This window comes from Gemmatimonadota bacterium (assembly GCA_040388535.1).
Taxonomy (GTDB): Bacteria; Gemmatimonadota; Gemmatimonadetes; order Gemmatimonadales; family GWC2-71-9; genus Palsa-1233.
On record JAZKBR010000004.1, the window covers coordinates 182,784 to 198,839 of the forward strand.

Annotated in this window: 14 protein-coding genes; 1 reads left to right on the top strand and 13 read right to left on the bottom strand. The window is 64.7% G+C overall.

The features are described 5' to 3' along the window. Window positions 1–45: 45 nt before the first annotated feature. From rodA to V4558_10770, 5 genes are read right to left on the bottom strand one after another with little or no spacing between them, the layout of a single operon-like run. A complete protein-coding gene (gene rodA / locus V4558_10750; GenBank protein ID MES2305981.1) occupies window positions 46–1,284 on the bottom strand; it encodes a rod shape-determining protein RodA in 1,239 nt (412 codons plus the stop codon). Next, window positions 1,281–3,185: a penicillin-binding protein 2 gene (mrdA, locus tag V4558_10755; GenBank protein MES2305982.1), complete on the bottom strand. Its 1,905-nt coding sequence runs from the start codon at window positions 3,183–3,185 to the stop codon at window positions 1,281–1,283. The genes rodA and mrdA overlap by 4 nt, the downstream gene beginning before the upstream one ends. Next, window positions 3,182–3,709 carry a rod shape-determining protein MreD gene (mreD, locus tag V4558_10760; GenBank protein MES2305983.1) on the bottom strand — a complete coding sequence of 176 codons (528 nt, stop codon included), beginning with the start codon at window positions 3,707–3,709 and terminating at the stop codon, window positions 3,182–3,184. Before mreD ends, mrdA begins: the two co-directional genes overlap by 4 nt. After that, window positions 3,706–4,644, bottom strand: coding sequence for a rod shape-determining protein MreC (gene mreC, locus V4558_10765; GenBank protein MES2305984.1), 939 nt, complete (start codon window positions 4,642–4,644; stop codon window positions 3,706–3,708). Before mreC ends, mreD begins: the two co-directional genes overlap by 4 nt. A 10-nt stretch (window positions 4,645–4,654) precedes the next feature. Further along, window positions 4,655–5,686: a rod shape-determining protein gene (locus tag V4558_10770; GenBank protein MES2305985.1), complete on the bottom strand. Its 1,032-nt coding sequence runs from the start codon at window positions 5,684–5,686 to the stop codon at window positions 4,655–4,657. 262 nt (window positions 5,687–5,948) lie between these two features. On the opposite strand from V4558_10770, the gene V4558_10775 reads away from it, so the two are divergent. Further along, window positions 5,949–7,154, top strand: a complete 1,206-nt coding sequence (locus tag V4558_10775) for an argininosuccinate synthase (protein ID MES2305986.1) — start codon at window positions 5,949–5,951, stop codon at window positions 7,152–7,154. A gap of 16 nt (window positions 7,155–7,170) precedes the next feature. On the opposite strand, the gene dut is transcribed toward V4558_10775, so the two are convergent. From dut to V4558_10815, 8 genes are all read right to left on the bottom strand, one after another. Then, a complete protein-coding gene (gene dut, locus V4558_10780) occupies window positions 7,171–7,677 on the bottom strand; it encodes a dUTP diphosphatase (GenBank protein MES2305987.1) in 507 nt (168 codons plus the stop codon). Next, entirely contained in the window at window positions 7,619–8,731 is a 1,113-nt protein-coding gene (gene ald, locus V4558_10785; protein ID MES2305988.1) for an alanine dehydrogenase, read from the bottom strand. Before ald ends, dut begins: the two co-directional genes overlap by 59 nt. A 40-nt stretch (window positions 8,732–8,771) precedes the next feature. After that, window positions 8,772–10,040, bottom strand: a complete 1,269-nt coding sequence (locus tag V4558_10790; protein ID MES2305989.1) for a pitrilysin family protein — start codon at window positions 10,038–10,040, stop codon at window positions 8,772–8,774. Next, window positions 10,037–12,118, bottom strand: coding sequence for a polyribonucleotide nucleotidyltransferase (gene pnp / locus V4558_10795; GenBank protein MES2305990.1), 2,082 nt, complete (start codon window positions 12,116–12,118; stop codon window positions 10,037–10,039). Before pnp ends, V4558_10790 begins: the two co-directional genes overlap by 4 nt. 86 nt (window positions 12,119–12,204) lie before the next feature. Then, the gene (rpsO, locus tag V4558_10800) at window positions 12,205–12,462 is read right to left on the bottom strand and encodes a 30S ribosomal protein S15 (GenBank protein MES2305991.1); all 258 of its coding nucleotides are present in this window, start codon (window positions 12,460–12,462) and stop codon (window positions 12,205–12,207) included. Between the two features lie 243 nt (window positions 12,463–12,705). Further along, the gene (gene rseP, locus V4558_10805) at window positions 12,706–14,076 is read right to left on the bottom strand and encodes an RIP metalloprotease RseP (protein ID MES2305992.1); all 1,371 of its coding nucleotides are present in this window, start codon (window positions 14,074–14,076) and stop codon (window positions 12,706–12,708) included. Next, on the bottom strand, window positions 14,073–15,188 hold the full coding sequence (gene dxr, locus V4558_10810) for a 1-deoxy-D-xylulose-5-phosphate reductoisomerase (protein ID MES2305993.1): 1,116 nt from the start codon (window positions 15,186–15,188) through the stop codon (window positions 14,073–14,075). The genes rseP and dxr overlap by 4 nt, the downstream gene beginning before the upstream one ends. Then, window positions 15,185–16,051 carry a phosphatidate cytidylyltransferase gene (locus V4558_10815; protein ID MES2305994.1) on the bottom strand — a complete coding sequence of 289 codons (867 nt, stop codon included), beginning with the start codon at window positions 16,049–16,051 and terminating at the stop codon, window positions 15,185–15,187. Before V4558_10815 ends, dxr begins: the two co-directional genes overlap by 4 nt. Window positions 16,052–16,056 lie beyond the last annotated feature (5 nt).

Sequence of the window (16,056 nt, forward strand, 5' to 3'; positions counted from 1 at the left end):
GGGCGCGACCTGAGTCTGCGCAAGACCTTGACAGCTAAGTCCTTGTCAGGACTCCAGATAGCCAGAGGCTCTCGCCTCTTCCGAAGCCCGGAATGCGAGCCCCAGGGCGATGAACATCGCAATCAGGAACGAGCCGCCGAACGAGAAGAATGGCAGCGGAATCCCCGTGATCGGCATAAGTGAGACACTCATTCCGATGTTTTCGTAGATATGCGTGAAGATCAGCCCCACTATTCCGAAGACGCACAACGAGGCGTAAGGGTCGCTGGCACGCCGGGCGATCCGGATCAGAATGAAGAGGAGCGTCAGCAACAACGCGAGCACCACGACGACCCCCACGAATCCGAACTCTTCCCCTACGACTGCGAAGACGAAATCGGTCCAGTGTTCCGGGATGTACCCCGAACGTTTCTGCGTTCCAAGCGTGAACCCCGTCCCGAACCATCCGCCTGATCCAATTGCGACCTTGGACTGGATCGCCTGGTATCCCGGGCCCTTGCGATAGTTCTCGGGATTCAGGAACGAGAGGATCCGCTCCTGCTGGTACTTCGCCATCTTGCCCCAGACCACGATATAGATCACACCCATCGCCGAGTTGGCGACATACACCGCGATCGCCTCGAAGATGAATGGGCGCCAGATCAGCAGCAGGACGAAGAGCACCACCATCCAGGCGCTCCAGAGCGAGGTATTCCACGCCAGCATCAGCGACACCACCGGCGACGCCAGCAACACCAGCAGCGACGGCGCAACGCCGGCCCAGTAGAGCATCGCGAAGAGCACTCCGGCAAAGACGATCGCGCTGCCAAGATCGGGTTGCTTGAGCACCAGCAAGGCGGGGACAAACGCGATCATCACGGGTGCGAAGAGACCCCGCAGCGTATTCGGTGGCTCGCGTCGGGCGGCGAGCCAGCGCGCCAGCATCAGGATGGTCGCGAGCTTGGCGACCTCCACCGGCTGACCCAGCCGGATGTCACCGATCGCCAGCCAGCTCTTGCTGCCGGCGCCGGTGCCGAATCCCTTGCCGATGACCAGCGTCAGGGCGAGCAGCCCGAGCCCGAGTCCATAGGCCCACGGCGCGGCCCACTCCAGAATCCGGAAAGAGAGGCGATAGGCCAGGGCAGCACAGATTGTCCCCGCGGCGAGCCACGCCAGCTGCCGAAGCCACTTCCCTTCGGCGCCGGTGCGCAGGTCAGTCTGGCCGGCCGAGTAGAGCACCAGGACTCCAAGGATCGCCAGAATCACGACCACGACGAGGAGCACCTTGTCCAGCCCGCGATTCATCGGCGCTGTCCTGGCTTCCGTGCCGGTGGCTTGGCTGCCGGAGTCGCCGGTCTGGTCACCGCTCGCGTCGTATCCGGCGCAAGAGAATCAGCGGCCGGAGTGGTGTCTTCGCTGATGGGAAGCTGGTACTCGGTCCGGATGGCCGGCGAGCCCGGACCCTGGAGAAAGCGGCCGATCGCCTTCACCACATACTTCGCCACCAGCGCGCCGTGTTCGCCCTCTTCGACCTGAATCCCGACCACGATCTTCGCGGAATCGGCCGGTGCGAAACCGATGAACCAGCCGATGTCCTTCTGGTTGCTGACCTGGCCCGATCCCGTCTTGCCGGCCACGTCAAACTCGCGACCGCCCGATGCGCCGGCGGTGCCGCTACGAACCACCTCGGCCATCGCATGCCGCAGCCCGAGGAGCTGTTCCGGCTTGAGGCCAAGATCGTACGTCTTCGTGCCTGGTCGGGGCTCGTAGATATGGGGCGGCCGCTTGATGCCGTCGCCCGCGAGTGCAGCATAGAACGACACCATGTTGATGAGCGTCTGGGTGTTTCGGCCCTGACCGATCGAGAGGTTGAGGACTTCGCCATTGGACCAGGTCGAGAGGCCGCGCGAGTTGATGTAGTCCTTCATCCCCCGCGGAAAAATACTGCGCTTCTCCTGCTCCAGATCGATGCCGCTCATGTCGGAGAATCCGAGCGCCTGTCCATCCTCCAGCAAGCCATCGCGACCGATCAGCTGGCCCAGCTGATAGAAGTAGACGTCACACGAGGTCTTGATCGCTTCTGTGAGCGTCAGGGAGCCGTGCCCACCGTCCCGCTTCCAGCACTTGAACACTCGATTGCCAAATCGAAGTCCACCGCTGCACGGCACCGGCATCCGCGAATCCATGGTGACCAGGCCACGCCGCAGCGCCATCGTGGCAATCGCCAGCTTGAATGGCGATGCCGGCGGATAGCGCCCGTTGATCACCCGATCGATGAGGGGGTGGTTCGAATCTTCGTGATAGACAGCGTAGTCTTCTGCGCTGATCCCCCCGATGAAGGCATTCGGATCGAAGCCCGGGTGGGAGTAGTAGGCGAGGATCTCACCCTTCGGCGTCATCGCGACCATCGCGCCGCGCTTCTCGGGCAAGTCGGCCCGCCACATCGAATCAATGAAGAGCTGCAATGGCAGGTCGATCGTGGTGCGCATCGTGGAGCCGGCCACCGGTCGGACTGATCCGCTGTTGGGCTGGTCGCGCACAGTGCGTCCACGCGCGGTCACTTCGACGTAGCGCGTTCCCTGCTGACCTCGGAGCAGCGAATCGTATTCGACCTCGAGCCCCTGCTTGCCGACGATTTCGCCCATCCCGACATCGCCGAAGGTCCCCGCTTTCATCTCGGCGTCACTGATCTCGCTGACGTACCCGACGAGGTGGGCCACCGCTTCGCCGTGCGGGTAGGTGCGCCGCGGTTCGGCCTGGATCACCAGCCCAGGGAGCGCAGCGCGGTGCTCCTCGAGGATCGCCACGAGACGATCCTCTCCCGACGCGAACACTTGCACCGGCTGGAACGTCGCGACGCGCCAGCGCCGCACGACGGCGTCAGCATTGACTGAATCCGCTGGCACATACGAGAGCAGCCGCGCGAGCACTGCGCGCAAGGAATCCTCGTTCGCGGCCAGCAGCTTGATGGAATAACCCGGCACATTTTCCGCGATCGGAAGGCCGTTCCGATCCAGGATATCGCCACGTGGCGAGGGCAGCTTGATGGGGCGGAGGCGGTTGGAGCCGGCCTCCACTTTGAACTTGTCGTGCTCGAGCACCTGCGCCTTGAAGAAGGCACCGCTCAGCGCGAGGAAAGTGACACCGAGAATCCAGCGCGCCCCTTCGGCGCGACGCGCGACCTCGAACGACGCAAAGACGCTCACTGGTCCATCCGGATCGCGAGCCAGTCGCGGAAGAGCATCACGATCACCACACCGACCGCTGCAGTCGTGAGCCCCTGCAACGGTGACCAGACCAGCAGTTCCGTCAACAGCCGACCTGGCGACGTTCCGCTGAAGAGCAGCACCAGCAGATTGCGCGCCCAGGTCCCGAGGAAGAAGACGCCAGCGGTCACGAGCAGGTTGTCAGCGAAGAAGACCGATCGCCCCCACGCTGCGCCCCAGCCCACCAGCACGTGCGCCAGGATGCCAGCACCGAAGCGGGCGGGCGTCAGCACATCGACCATCAGGCCCACGGCAAAGCCGATCACGGCAGCAGTACCAGGCCGCTGGCGGATGGCCAGCAGCAGCAACGCCAGCATCAGGAAGTCGGGCATTCCGCGGCCTTCGATCAGCGAAGGACGGAGATAGAACTCCAGCAGCAGGAGTGCCGCGATCACGACGCCGACACGGAACTTGTCGCTCGAGCGACGCCGCCGCGGGCCCTCACCGGTCCAGACCGAGCTCATCGGAGCGAATCCTTGCGCGGCAGTGTGTCGGCCGCCTTCCGGAGCGAATCCAGCATCCGCTGTGCTGCCACTTTGCGGAGCGAATCGGCCTTGCGCGCGGAATCGGATGGCGGCAAGGGCAGGAATAGCGAATCTCTCGGCGAGGTCAGGACCAGGACGTGGGTCGCCAGCGCCGGATGCGAGTAGGGGGTGACCCGGTAGACCCGCTCATAACCGAATTGATCGCGCTCGATCGCGCTGACCCGCCCGATCGGGATTCCCCGGGGGAAGACCCCGCCCAGGCCGGAGGTAAAGACCGCGGTCCCGACCGCCAGCGAATCGCGCAACGCCACCCCCCTGAGCTGGAGGACCGTGCGCGAAGCGTCGGTGCTCGGACTCGCCGAAATCAGCCCGGTCACACTGCCATTGGCGGTGACTGCGGCCGCACGAAACTCGGGGTGCGTCCAGGTGTAGGCCGCGCTCGAATGCGGGCTCGTCGACCAGATGTAGCCGATCAATCCGGCCGCGGTGACGACGGGGTCGAACTGGTGCACGCCGTCGGCAGATCCGACATTGAGCAACGCCATGCGATCGTCAGTGACGGCAGGTTGGTGGAGAATCTCGGCGGGGAGATATGCCTGTGTGAGCCGTGGCCGCAGATCGAGCAACGCGCGAAGGTTGTCATTCTCGCGACGGGTCGCACCGAAACCCTGCACCAGCAACGCGAGCGAATCACGGCTGTGTTCAATCACCCGGAGACCTTCGCGAGCCGTGCGATCGGCGACCGCGCGTGACTGCGCGGCCACCATCGGGCGAAGTGCTGTCTTGCGGATCGTGTTGGTGAGCGACTCGGCCCAGGGACGCGGGAGAGCGAGGGCGATCAGCGCGAGCAGGACACACCCGGCGAAGAGGACCAGGTCGCTCCGGGCGGTTTCGCCCCCTCCCTGATCGCGCATCGTCAGGACGTCAGGTGGTCAGGACGCTGCGGTACTTCTCGAAGTCGTCGAGGATCCGACCGGTCCCGCGTACCACGCAGGTCAGTGGATCTTCATCGACGTGAATCGGGAGACCGGTCTCCTGGGAGAGGAGCAGGTCGAGGCCGCGAATGAGGGCGCCACCGCCCGTCATCACGATGCCGCGATCGACGATGTCGGAGGCCAATTCCGGCGGGGTGATTTCGAGCGCACGCCGCACGGCGTCTACGATCTGCTGGACCGGCTCCTGCACCGCCTCGCGGATTTCGGTGGAGTGCACCCGCACCGTCTTGGGGATGCCGCTCACCAGGTCGCGCCCCTTCACTTCCATCTCGCGCTCATCACCAGACGGGTAGGCCGAGCCGACCTTGATCTTGATGAGTTCAGCGGTGGGCTCACCGATCAGCAGATTGTAATTCTTGCGCATGAACATCACGATCGCCTGATCGAATTCATCTCCGCCGATGCGGATCGATGTATCGGAAACGATGCCGCTCAACGCGATGACAGCGATCTCGGTGGTGCCGCCGCCGATGTCGATGACCATGTTGCCCGTCGGTGTATCCACCGGCAGCCCCACCCCGATCGCCGCGGCCATCGGTTCGGCCACCATCAGCACCTGCTTCGCGCCGGCGGTCTCGGCCGAGTCGCGCACGGCACGACGTTCCACCTCAGTGATGCCGGACGGCACCGCCACAATCACCTTCGGCTTGACCCGGAAGAAATGCTTGTCGATGATCGTCTTGAGGAAGTAGCGCAGCATCTTCTCGGTCACATCGAAATCCGCGATCACGCCGTCGCGCATCGGCCGGACGGCGATAATGGCTTCCGGTGTGCGACCCAGCATCCGTTTCGCTTCGAGCCCAATCCCTTTTACGCGACCAGTCGCCTTCTCGATGGCAACGACCGAAGGTTCGTTCAACACGATGCCTTCACCCTTTACATAAATGAGGGTGTTCGCCGTGCCGAGGTCGACCGCGATTTCGTTCGCGGGGAGGAAGGAACCGAAGTTTGGGAATTTCACGTGACCGGCCGCCAGGTAAGACGTTCCCGCCAAGATAGGGGTGCGTGCGCGGCTGCGGCAAGCCGCAACATTATGTGGCCAGCGGAGTTGCCTCTGAATCTCCGAGGCGACCTGAGCGCCTGCTCACGGGGGTTAGCCGTGAGCACTTACTCACAAGCCACACTTTCGATTGAAAACAATCCGAGCGGAGCTTGTCCCCTCCGTCGGGCTTCTCCATACTAGGCACGAAGGATCGCCTACCCTCCCGCCCGGATCTCATCTCGTGACCCGTACCATCGCGCTCGCATACTCTGGTGGCCTCGACACGTCCATCATCGTGCCCTGGCTCCGGGAGCATTACCCTGGGGCGCGGGTGGTCTGCGTGGCTGCCGATATCGGACAGGGAGATGAGCTGGCGGATGTGCACCAGAAGGCCCTGGCATCGGGGGCGGCGGAGTGCCACATCCTCGATCTCCGGACCGAGTTCGTGCGCGATTTCGTCTTCCCAACGCTGCGGGCCGGGGCGGTCTACTCGCGGACCTACCTGTTGGGTACGTCGATGGCGCGTCCGATCATCGCCAAGGCACAGGTGGAAGTCGCACGCGCGGTAGGCGCCGATGCCCTGGCCCACGGCTGCACCGGCAAGGGGAACGACCAGGTTCGCTTCGAGCTCACCTACATGGCCTTCGCGCCAGAACTCGAAGTCATCGCCCCGTGGCGGATCTGGGATATCCGCTCGCGCGAAGACGCGCTCCGCTACGCTGCCGCGCACCACGTGCCGGTTGCCGCCACCAAGGAGAAGCTCTACTCGCGCGACCGGAATCTCTGGCACCTCTCGCACGAGGGGGGAATTCTCGAAGATCCATCGAAGGCGCCCTTCGAGGACATGTACCTGATGACGACCGACCCACGTCTCGCGCCGAACGAACCCGAGGATGTCGTGGTCGGCTTCGAGAACGGCACGCCTGTGTCAGTCAACGGCGTTGCGATGGGCCCGGTCGAATTGCTCACCGCGATGAATGCTCTCGGCGCAAAGCACGGCGTCGGTCGCGCCGACATCGTCGAGGATCGGCTGGTCGGGATGAAGTCGCGCGGTGTCTACGAGACGCCCGGCGGGACCATCCTCTACGCGGCGCATTCTGAACTGGAGCAGCTGGTCCTCGACCGCCGTACGCTGGCGGCCAAGGACGTGATTGCGCCGCGCTACGCTGACCTCGTCTACGAAGGGCGCTGGTGGACTACCGAGCGCGAGGCCTACGATGCATTCGTGGCAAGCACGCAGCGATTCGTGACCGGGACCGCGACGATGCGGCTCTTCAAGGGATCGTGTCACGTGGTCGGGCGGGCGAGCCCGAATTCCCTGTACGACGAAGCAACGGTGACTTTTGGCGAGGACAACGTCTATCAGCAGAGTGATGCAGCAGGCTTTATCCGGCTATTCGGCTTGCCGCAGCGCGTGGCGGCAATGAAGCGAAAGGGCGGCCAGTAGCCGCCCCGATTTACTGCTACCGCCCGGTACTCCCGAATCCCCCCGCCCCGCGCCCGCTGGGCGGCAACTCGGCGACTTCGACGAAGTCCACCAGCTCCACCTTCTGCACCAGCGCCTGCGCGATCCGGTCGCCGCGGTGAATCACGAACGGCTCGCTTCCCAGATTGATCAGGATCACCTGCAGCTCGCCACGATAATCCGAATCTATGGTGGCCGGCGTGTTCGGCAGCGTAATCCCGTGCTTGAGTGCGAGGCCTGAGCGCGGCCGCAGCTGCAATTCGTAGCCATCGGGTACCGCCACCGAGAGCCCGGTCGGCACCAGCCCGCGCGCACCCGGCGCAATGACCGTCTCCACCGCCGACACGATGTCCATTCCTGCCGCGCCGCTGGTAGCACGGGTCGGAAGCGGCAACCCCTCGCCGTGCGGCAATCGCACGACGAGGAGTTGAATGGCCGCGCCGGTACTAGAGGACGGAGTCAACGTCAGTGCAGTCGAGTCCGAACGCTTCGGCGACGCCGGCATAGACAATCTTGCCGTCGACGACGTTGAGGCCGAGCTTGAGCGCGTTGTCGCGCTTGCAGGCTTCCTTCCACCCCAGATTCGCGAGCTTGATGGCGTAAGGGAGCGTGGCGTTCGTCAGCGCCAGCGTCGAGGTCCGAGGCACCGCACCCGGCATGTTCGCGACGGCGTAGTGCAACACGCCTTCGACGAAGTAGGTCGGGTTCTCGTGCGTGGTCGGCTTGATGGTTTCGACACAGCCGCCCTGGTCGACAGCAACGTCAACGATCACGCAACCATCGGGAATGCTCTTGAGATCTTCCCGCGTGATGAGGTGCGGGGCCTTCTTGCCCGGAATGAGCACCGCCCCGATGATCAGGTCGGCGTCCTTGACCGCATCGAGGATATTGTGCCGGTTCGAGAAGACCGTGTTCACGTTCGCCGGAAGCACATCATCGAGGTAGCGGAGCCGGTCGAGCGAATTGTCCAGCAGCGTCACGTTGGCGCCCAGACCTGCCGCCATCTTCGCCGCGTTGATCCCCACGACGCCGCCACCGATGATGACGACCTTCGCCGGATTGACACCCGGCACGCCGCCCAGCAGTACGCCGCGGCCGCCGAAGAGCTTCTCGTTGTACTTGGCCCCTTCCTGCACCGCGAGGCGGCCGGCGACTTCCGACATCGGCGTCAGCAATGGCAGCTGGCCACCGGGGAGCTGCACGGTCTCGTAGGCCACGGCAATGGCCCCCGACTTCATCACGGCCCGCGTGAGCGGCTCATCGGCGGCGAAGTGGAAGTAGGTGTACATCACCAGGCCCGGACGCATCCGCGGCCATTCTACCGCGATCGGCTCCTTGACCTTGACGATCATGTCGGCCTTCGCCCACGTCGCATCGGCATCAGGCGCGATGGAGGCGCCGGCCGCGATGTAGTTCTCGTCGGAGAAGCCGCTGCCAAGACCGGCTCCGGTCTCGACCTGCACCTTGTGGCCCTCGCGAACGAGGGATTCGACACCTGACGGCACCAGGCCGACACGGTTCTCGTTGGTCTTGATCTCCTTCGGCACGCCAATCAGCATCGCGATCTCGCTTGCGCGCCTGAGGCGCGCTTCGAAAGGGTCAACGGGTCGGACCGAGGCGGACAGTCGTCATCCGCTCCGGGGCGAGGAACTCGGCGGCCAGCGCCACCGACTCTTCGCGTGTGACACCATCCACGAGGCGGAGTACCTCGTCGAGGGGGCGGTACGGTTCATCCTGCAGGACGTGCGTGGCCAGCCGATGCATCCGGCTGGTCGTGCTCTCCAGCGCCAGCATGAGCGATCCCTTCAACTGCCCCTTGCCATCGACCAGGTCCGCCTCGGGGAGCCCTTCCCGGGCCATCAGGGCCAGCTCCTCACGAATCGCGGCAATGGCCTGGTCGGCCGTGGCCGGTGCGGTTCCGACATACACCCCAAATGTACCCGCGGCACGGTAGGCCGAGTGCCAGGCGTAGACGGCGTAGCAGAGGCCCAGCTCTTCACGCACCCGCTGAAAGAGCCGGCTCGACATCCCCCCGCCAAGCACGGCACTGATCAGCGCGAGGCCGAAGCGACGCGGATCATTGGCCGCGATGCTGTCCGTACCCAGCACGGCGTGGACCTGTTGGAGCTTGCTGACCTCGACGCGGGTGGCCGCCCGGACCGCGGGGGCCGCGACCACAATCGCACGGGGAGCCTGCTTCTCTCCCTCGAACCAGCCGAGCCCTGCCAGCAGCTCAAGCACCTGAGTGTGTTCGATATGCCCGGCCACGGCTATGACGCAATTGCCAGGGTAGTAGTTACTGACGTGCAGATCGCGCAGATCCGCCGTCCCGAGATTCCCTACCGTCTCGGCCGTGCCGAGGATCGAATAGCCGTAGGGATGCTCCGGCCAGAGCGTCTCGCCCCAGAGTTCGAACACCAGATCGTCTGGCGTGTCCTGCACCCCGTTGAGCTCTTCAAGCACCACGTTCCGTTCGAGCTCGAGGTCGCTCTCGCGCAACAGCGGCTTGCGCACCAGATCGGTGAGAACGTCGAGCGCAAGCGGCAGGTCCGCATCGAGGACATGCGCCTGGAACGAGGTCGTGTCGCGGGAAGTATAGGCGTCGAGCGAGCCGCCGCGGGCCTCGAGCGACACCGCGATCTCTCGCGCGGTGCGACGCTCGGTGCCCTTGAAAACCATATGTTCGAGGAGATGGGAGACCCCCATCTTGGCGCGGGCTTCGTGCCCGCTTGCCGATCGGACCCAGATCCCGGCGGCCGCTGACCGTACGCCTGGGAGGCGTTCGGTCACGACCACGAGTCCGTTCGGGGCGTCGGTGCGAAAGAGCGAATCGTCGAGCTGGACGGTACGCACCGACGGACTACTCATTCCTTCGGGAGGAGCGCCTTCCGTGACAGGCGCATCCGGCCGCGCTCGTCGACTTCCAGCAGCTTCACCGTGACCATCTCACCCTTCTTGAGCACGTCCTCGGTCTTCTCGACCCGCTTGTGGTCGATCTCCGAGATGTGCAGCAGCCCTTCGACGCCCGGCATGATCTCGACGAACGCGCCGAACGCGGTAATGCTCTTGATCGGGCCGGTGTAGATGGTGCCGACAATCGGCTCGGCAACGATGCCCATCACCATCTCGCGCGCCTTGGCGCCAGCTTCGGCACCCACGGCGGCGATCGTGATCAGACCGGTGTCGTCGATGTTGACCTTGGCGCCAGAAGCATCCTGAATGCCGCGGATGGTCTTGCCCTTGGGGCCGATCACGTCGCCGATCTTGTCCGGCTTGATCTGGATCGTGAAGATCCGCGGCGCCCACGGCGACATCTCGTCGCGCTGGGTCTTGATGATCTTGTTCATCTCGCCCAGGATGTGGAGGCGACCCTTGTGGGCCTTCTCCAGCGCGGTCTTCATGATGTCGAGCGACAGCCCGGCAATCTTGATGTCCATCTGGATCGAGGTGATGCCCTGCTCGGTGCCGGCCACCTTGAAGTCCATGTCGCCGAGGTGATCCTCGGTGCCCAGGATGTCGGTGAGGATGGCGATGCGATCGCCTTCCTTGATGAGCCCCATCGCCACACCAGCGCAGGCGGCCTTGACCGGCACGCCGGCATCCATCAGCGCCAGGGACGAACCACACACGGTGGCCATCGACGAGGAGCCGTTCGACTCGAGAATTTCCGAGACGATGCGGATGGTGTACGGGAAGTCGGCGGTCGCCGGGAGGAGCGGATGAATCGCCCGCTCGGCCAGGGCACCGTGCCCGATCTCGCGACGCGAGGTGCCGCGCAGCGGACGAACTTCACCGGTGGAGTACGGCGGGAAGTTGTAGTGAAGCATGAACGACTTCTTCGACTCGCCCGGCACTTCGATCGAGTCGATGCGCTGCTCGTCATCGGCGGTGCCGAGGGTGACGGCGACGAACGCTTGCGTCTCGCCACGGGTGAAGACGGCCGAGCCGTGCACACGCGGCACGACGCCGACTTCCGGCGTGATCGGACGGATGGTATCGCCATCGCGACCGTCGATACGCTCGCCCTTGTCGAGGATCTGGGCACGCATCACCGTGTACTCGACTTCCTCGAGTTCGTTGGCGATGTCCTTGGCGTTGTCAGGGAAGTTCTCGAGCAGCTTCGCCTTAACTTCTTCACGCACGCTGTGGACACCAGCCGCGCGACCCGCCTTGTCCTTCGCGTTCATCGCCTTGGCCATCGCCTTCTCGGCCGCGGTCTTCACGGCCTTGACGATGTCGGCGTTCTTGGCCGGCGCTTCCCACTTCATCTTCGGCTTGCCGACCTTGGCGACCAGGTCCGCGATCAGCTTCACCTGCTCGATGATGCCGACCTGCGCGACCTTGAGGCCGTCGAGGACTTCGGCTTCGCTGACTTCATTCGCGCCACCTTCGACCATCATGATCGAATCAGCGAGGCCGGCGACGACGAGATCGAGCGACGAGAACTCGAGCTGCTGGAAGGTCGGGTTGAGGATCCAGTTGTCCTCGACCTTGCCGACGCGCGCAGCGGCAATCGGGCCGTTCCAGGGAATCTGCGAGATGGCGAGTGCGGCCGAGGCGGCCAGCACGCCGATCACATCGGACTCATTCTCCTGGTCGGTCGAGAGCACGGTCACGAAGACCTGCACTTCGTTCCGGAACCCTTCCGGAAAGAGCGGCCGGATGGAGCGGTCGATGATGCGGCAATTGAGAATTTCGTCGTCGGACGGACGCCCTTCACGCTTCAGGAACCCACCCGGGATCTTGCCCGCGGCGTAGGTCTTTTCCTTGTACTCGACCGTGAGTGGGAAGAACGGGAGATGCGTGGCGTTGGGCGAACAGGTGACGGCGGCGAGGACGGTGGTCTCTCCATACTGGACCAGAACCGAACCTGCGGCCTGCTTGGCGAGGCGGCCGGTCTCGATGACCAGCGGGCGGCCTGCGAACTGCGTTTCAATACGATGCACGATTTTCCTTCACTGCGTTTGAGCACCCATAAACGGAAAGCGTCCCACGGTGCTCGCGTGGGACGCCTTGCAGTTTCAGCTACGGATCAGTTCCGGAGGCCGAGTTCAGTGACCAGGGCGCGGTAAGTCGAGATGTCGTTGCTCTTGAGGTAATTCAAGAGCCGGCGCCGGGTTCCGACCATCTTCAGGAGGCCACGGCGACCATGATGGTCCTTCGCGTGGGTCCGGAAATGGTCGGTGAGGCTGTTGATTCGCGTCGTCAGCAGGGCGACCTGGACCCGGGCGGAGCCGGTGTCTTCGCCATGCAGGCGGTGCTTCTCGATGACGGGCTGCTTCTCGATCATGCCTAGTAATTCCTGCCCTGAGTCAATGCTGCGCTTACACTTAGGTTCGCTTGGATAGCCTCGCAATATAGCCCGGGATTCCGAGTGGGGGCAAGCCCTGACAACGGGATGACGGATGACGGATGATGGATGACCGATTTTCGGGCACATGGATCAGGTCGCACCGGGCCGTCGGGCGGGCGGATGCCTCCCGTCTGCTCAGGCGACACCGGCGCACCCCTTCCCCCTTCCCCCCTCTCTTCGCTACGCCCCGATCAACCGCCGAATATCGTTGCTGAACGCGAGCACCATCAGCAGCACCACCAACGCCAGACCGGCAAGCGTGACCACCTCGCGCAGCTTCGTGGGGAGCGGCCGACGGATCAGCCCTTCGATCGCCAGGATCAGGAACGCTCCGCCGTCGAGCACCGGAATGGGCAGCAGGTTCACCACGGCGAGGTTCACCGAAATCAGCGCCATGAACGCGAGCAGATTGTCGAGCCCGGCGCGCGCTTGCTGCGCCGCCATCTGACCAATCAGAATCGGCCCGCCGATCTCCTTGCTGCTGATCTTGCGCGTGGCCAGCCCGCGGAAGGTCTGGAAGATCGTTCCCGCCGACGCCCACGTGGCCTCAGCCCCCGCCCCGATCGCACCACCGAGACCCAGCGTCTCCCGCTGGTAGGGCGTGCGCACCGTCGCACCAATCCGACCGATCATCGCCGAGGTCGTGTCACCAGGAACTTCGCGCTCGGCCTTCGGTGTCATCACGAAGGTCTTCGCCACGCCACCGCGCGTCACGTCGAGTCGGAGCTCTCGCCCTGCTGCCGCCTTGATTCGCTCGACCGCCTCAGCCCACTGGCTGATCGAAGTGCCGTCGATCGCGGCGATCGAGTCGCCCGCTTCGAGACCGGCCGCGGCCGCCGGATAATTCGGCGAGATCGAACCGATTACTGGCGGATGCAGCGGCTCCAGCGCCGTCGCGAGCTTTGCGCGTTCGGCAAGCGCGTCGCGATGGAGTGCCACCGACATCGGCGTGTGATTCGCGAAGGTGAGCTTGATTTCGTTCGACTTCGCCGTGGTCAGGCGATCGACGATGTCGTCCCACGAGGCCACGCTCTCGCCATCAACGGCAGTGATGCGGGTACCGGTGGGAAGTGACGCGAGCTCCTTCGCCTCGACCGGGAGACGCTCTGCCGCAACATGACCAATTGTCGTCGTCGGGTCGTACTGACGGCCGTTCTTGAACGCGAGCCCGGTAAACACCAGCAACGCGAAGAGCGCATTGAGCGTGACGCCGGCAAGAATGATCACCATCCGCTGCCAGGTCGGCTTCGCCTCGAACACGCGATCAGCCGGCACCTCTGCCGACGAGCCCCCTTCGAGCACCGACGACGCGGGATCTTCCTCGCGCGACGCCATCTTCACATAGCCACCCAGCGGAAGCCACGCGATGGCCCACTCGGTTTCGCCGCGCTGGAAGGTGAGCCCCGGAATAGGCTTGCCGATGCCGATCGCGAAGCGATGCACCCAGACCCCGAAGGCTTTCGCCGCCATGTAATGACCGAGCTCGTGCACAAAGACGAGCACGCCAAGCACAACCGCCAGAATCGCCACCGTGAACAGGAACCCGCTCATGCGACTGCTTCCCCTGCGTGACGCCGCGCTGCCGCATCTGCGGCCCGCACGGCATCGAGCGTAATGGTGCCAGCGTCATCGTGACGCCGGAGTGCTGCTTCGATCACGACCGGGATTCGCCCGAAGGGGATCTTTCCCTCGAGGAACGCGGCGACGGCAATTTCATTTGCGGCATTGAAGACCGCCGGCGCTGTCCCACCCTTCCGCCCAGCCGCAATGCCGAGTTCAAATGCGCCGAAGCATTCGCGCCGCACCGGCTCGAAGCTCAGCGTTCCCGCAGCCACCGGATCGAACCGGCGCACGCCATCGTCGGGTAGACGATCGGGGTGCGTCAGGGCATACAGGATCGGGACTTCCATCGAGGGAAAGCCGACCTGTGCCAGGGTGCTGCCATCGGGAAACTCGACAAACGCGTGCACGATACTCTGCGGGTGAACGATGACCTCGATCGCGTCGTAGGCCAGCCCGAAGAGAAAATGGGCCTCGATCACTTCGAGCGCCTTGTTCGCGAGCGTAGCCGAGTCCACCGTGATCTTGGCACCCATCTGCCAGGTCGGGTGGTTGAGCGCTTCCGCGACCGTCGCCAGCGCGAGCCGCTCCTGGTCCCAGGTCCGGAACGGCCCACCCGACGCCGTGAGAATGATCCGCGATGGCGCCGCGCCCTGAGCCACCATGCACTGCAGCACCGCGCTGTGCTCAGAATCGATCGGGACGACCTCGCCCCCGCCCTGCCGGGCAGCCTCGGCCACCAGCGGCCCGGCCATCACCAGCGTCTCCTTGTTGGCCAGGGCGACCCGCTTCCCGGCGCGCAGCGCAGCGAGCGTCGCATCGAGCCCGGCCGCACCGACCACCGCGTTCACCACAATGTCGACATCGGGGCGCGTCGCTGCTTCAATCAGCGTCTCGGGACCACTCGGAAAGGTCGTCGCACCGTTGCCGCCTACGAGCGCGGCATACTTCGGGTTCCACGCCGCAACCTGTTCGGCGAGCCGCTCGCGATTCGAGCCCGCCACCAGCGCCACGAGGTCGAATCCGGCACGCTGCCGTTCGAGCACGCGGAGCGTGCTGACACCGATCGAACCGGTTGAACCGAGCAGCGCGACTCGCTTCACAGCAATCCCAGCAACTGGTAACAGAACGCCGCAGTGGGAAGAATGACGTACAGGGAATCGAAGCGATCGAGCACGCCGCCGTGGCCCGGAATCAACGTCGAAGAATCCTTGACGCCGGCCTCGCGCTTGAAGAGTGATTCGGCGAGATCGCCAAGTTGGCCGACAACCGAGAGCGCGAGCGCCATCAGACACGCGGGCAGGATGCCGACTTCAATGCCCACACGAGGGAAGACCAGGTAGACAAAGAGCGGTGCAATCAGCACCCCGCCAGCAAGGCCGGCCACGCCGCCAGAGCGGGTCTTCCCGGGCGAGATGGTCGGTGCCATCTTCGGGCCGCCGAGCGCCCGGCCGCCGAACATCGCCGCGCTATCGCAGACCCAGGTGACAATCAGCGGGAAGAACACCATCGCCGTGCCGGCCCACGAGAACGTCTCGAAGCGGCCGTGGCGGATGCCGATCAGGAACGACGGCAGCAGCCCCGTGTACGCGACCGCAAAGAGCGTGACCGCGACCGCACCGAGCGGCGCATCCGTCGGGCCGCGACCGCGCAGTGCCACCGCCAGCAGCAGCAGCATCACGCCAGCACCGATGTAGGTCCAATGATGGGAAAGCCAGAGACCCGTCTCAGGGCGCGTGGTCGCAGCGTGAACCAGCAGCGGGCCCGCGGCGGCGAGCAGCAGCCCGGTGACCCGGAGCGGCCGGATCCCCTTCTTCTCGGCAATGTCGAAGAGCTCACGCGTGCCGAGAATGGCGATGGTGGCGACGAGCAAGGCGAGCGGCCAGCCACCCGCCCAGACCAGCAGCAATGCCAGCGGGATGGCCACGACAGCAAACAGGATGCGACGAACCAGGTTGTTATCCATCGGGA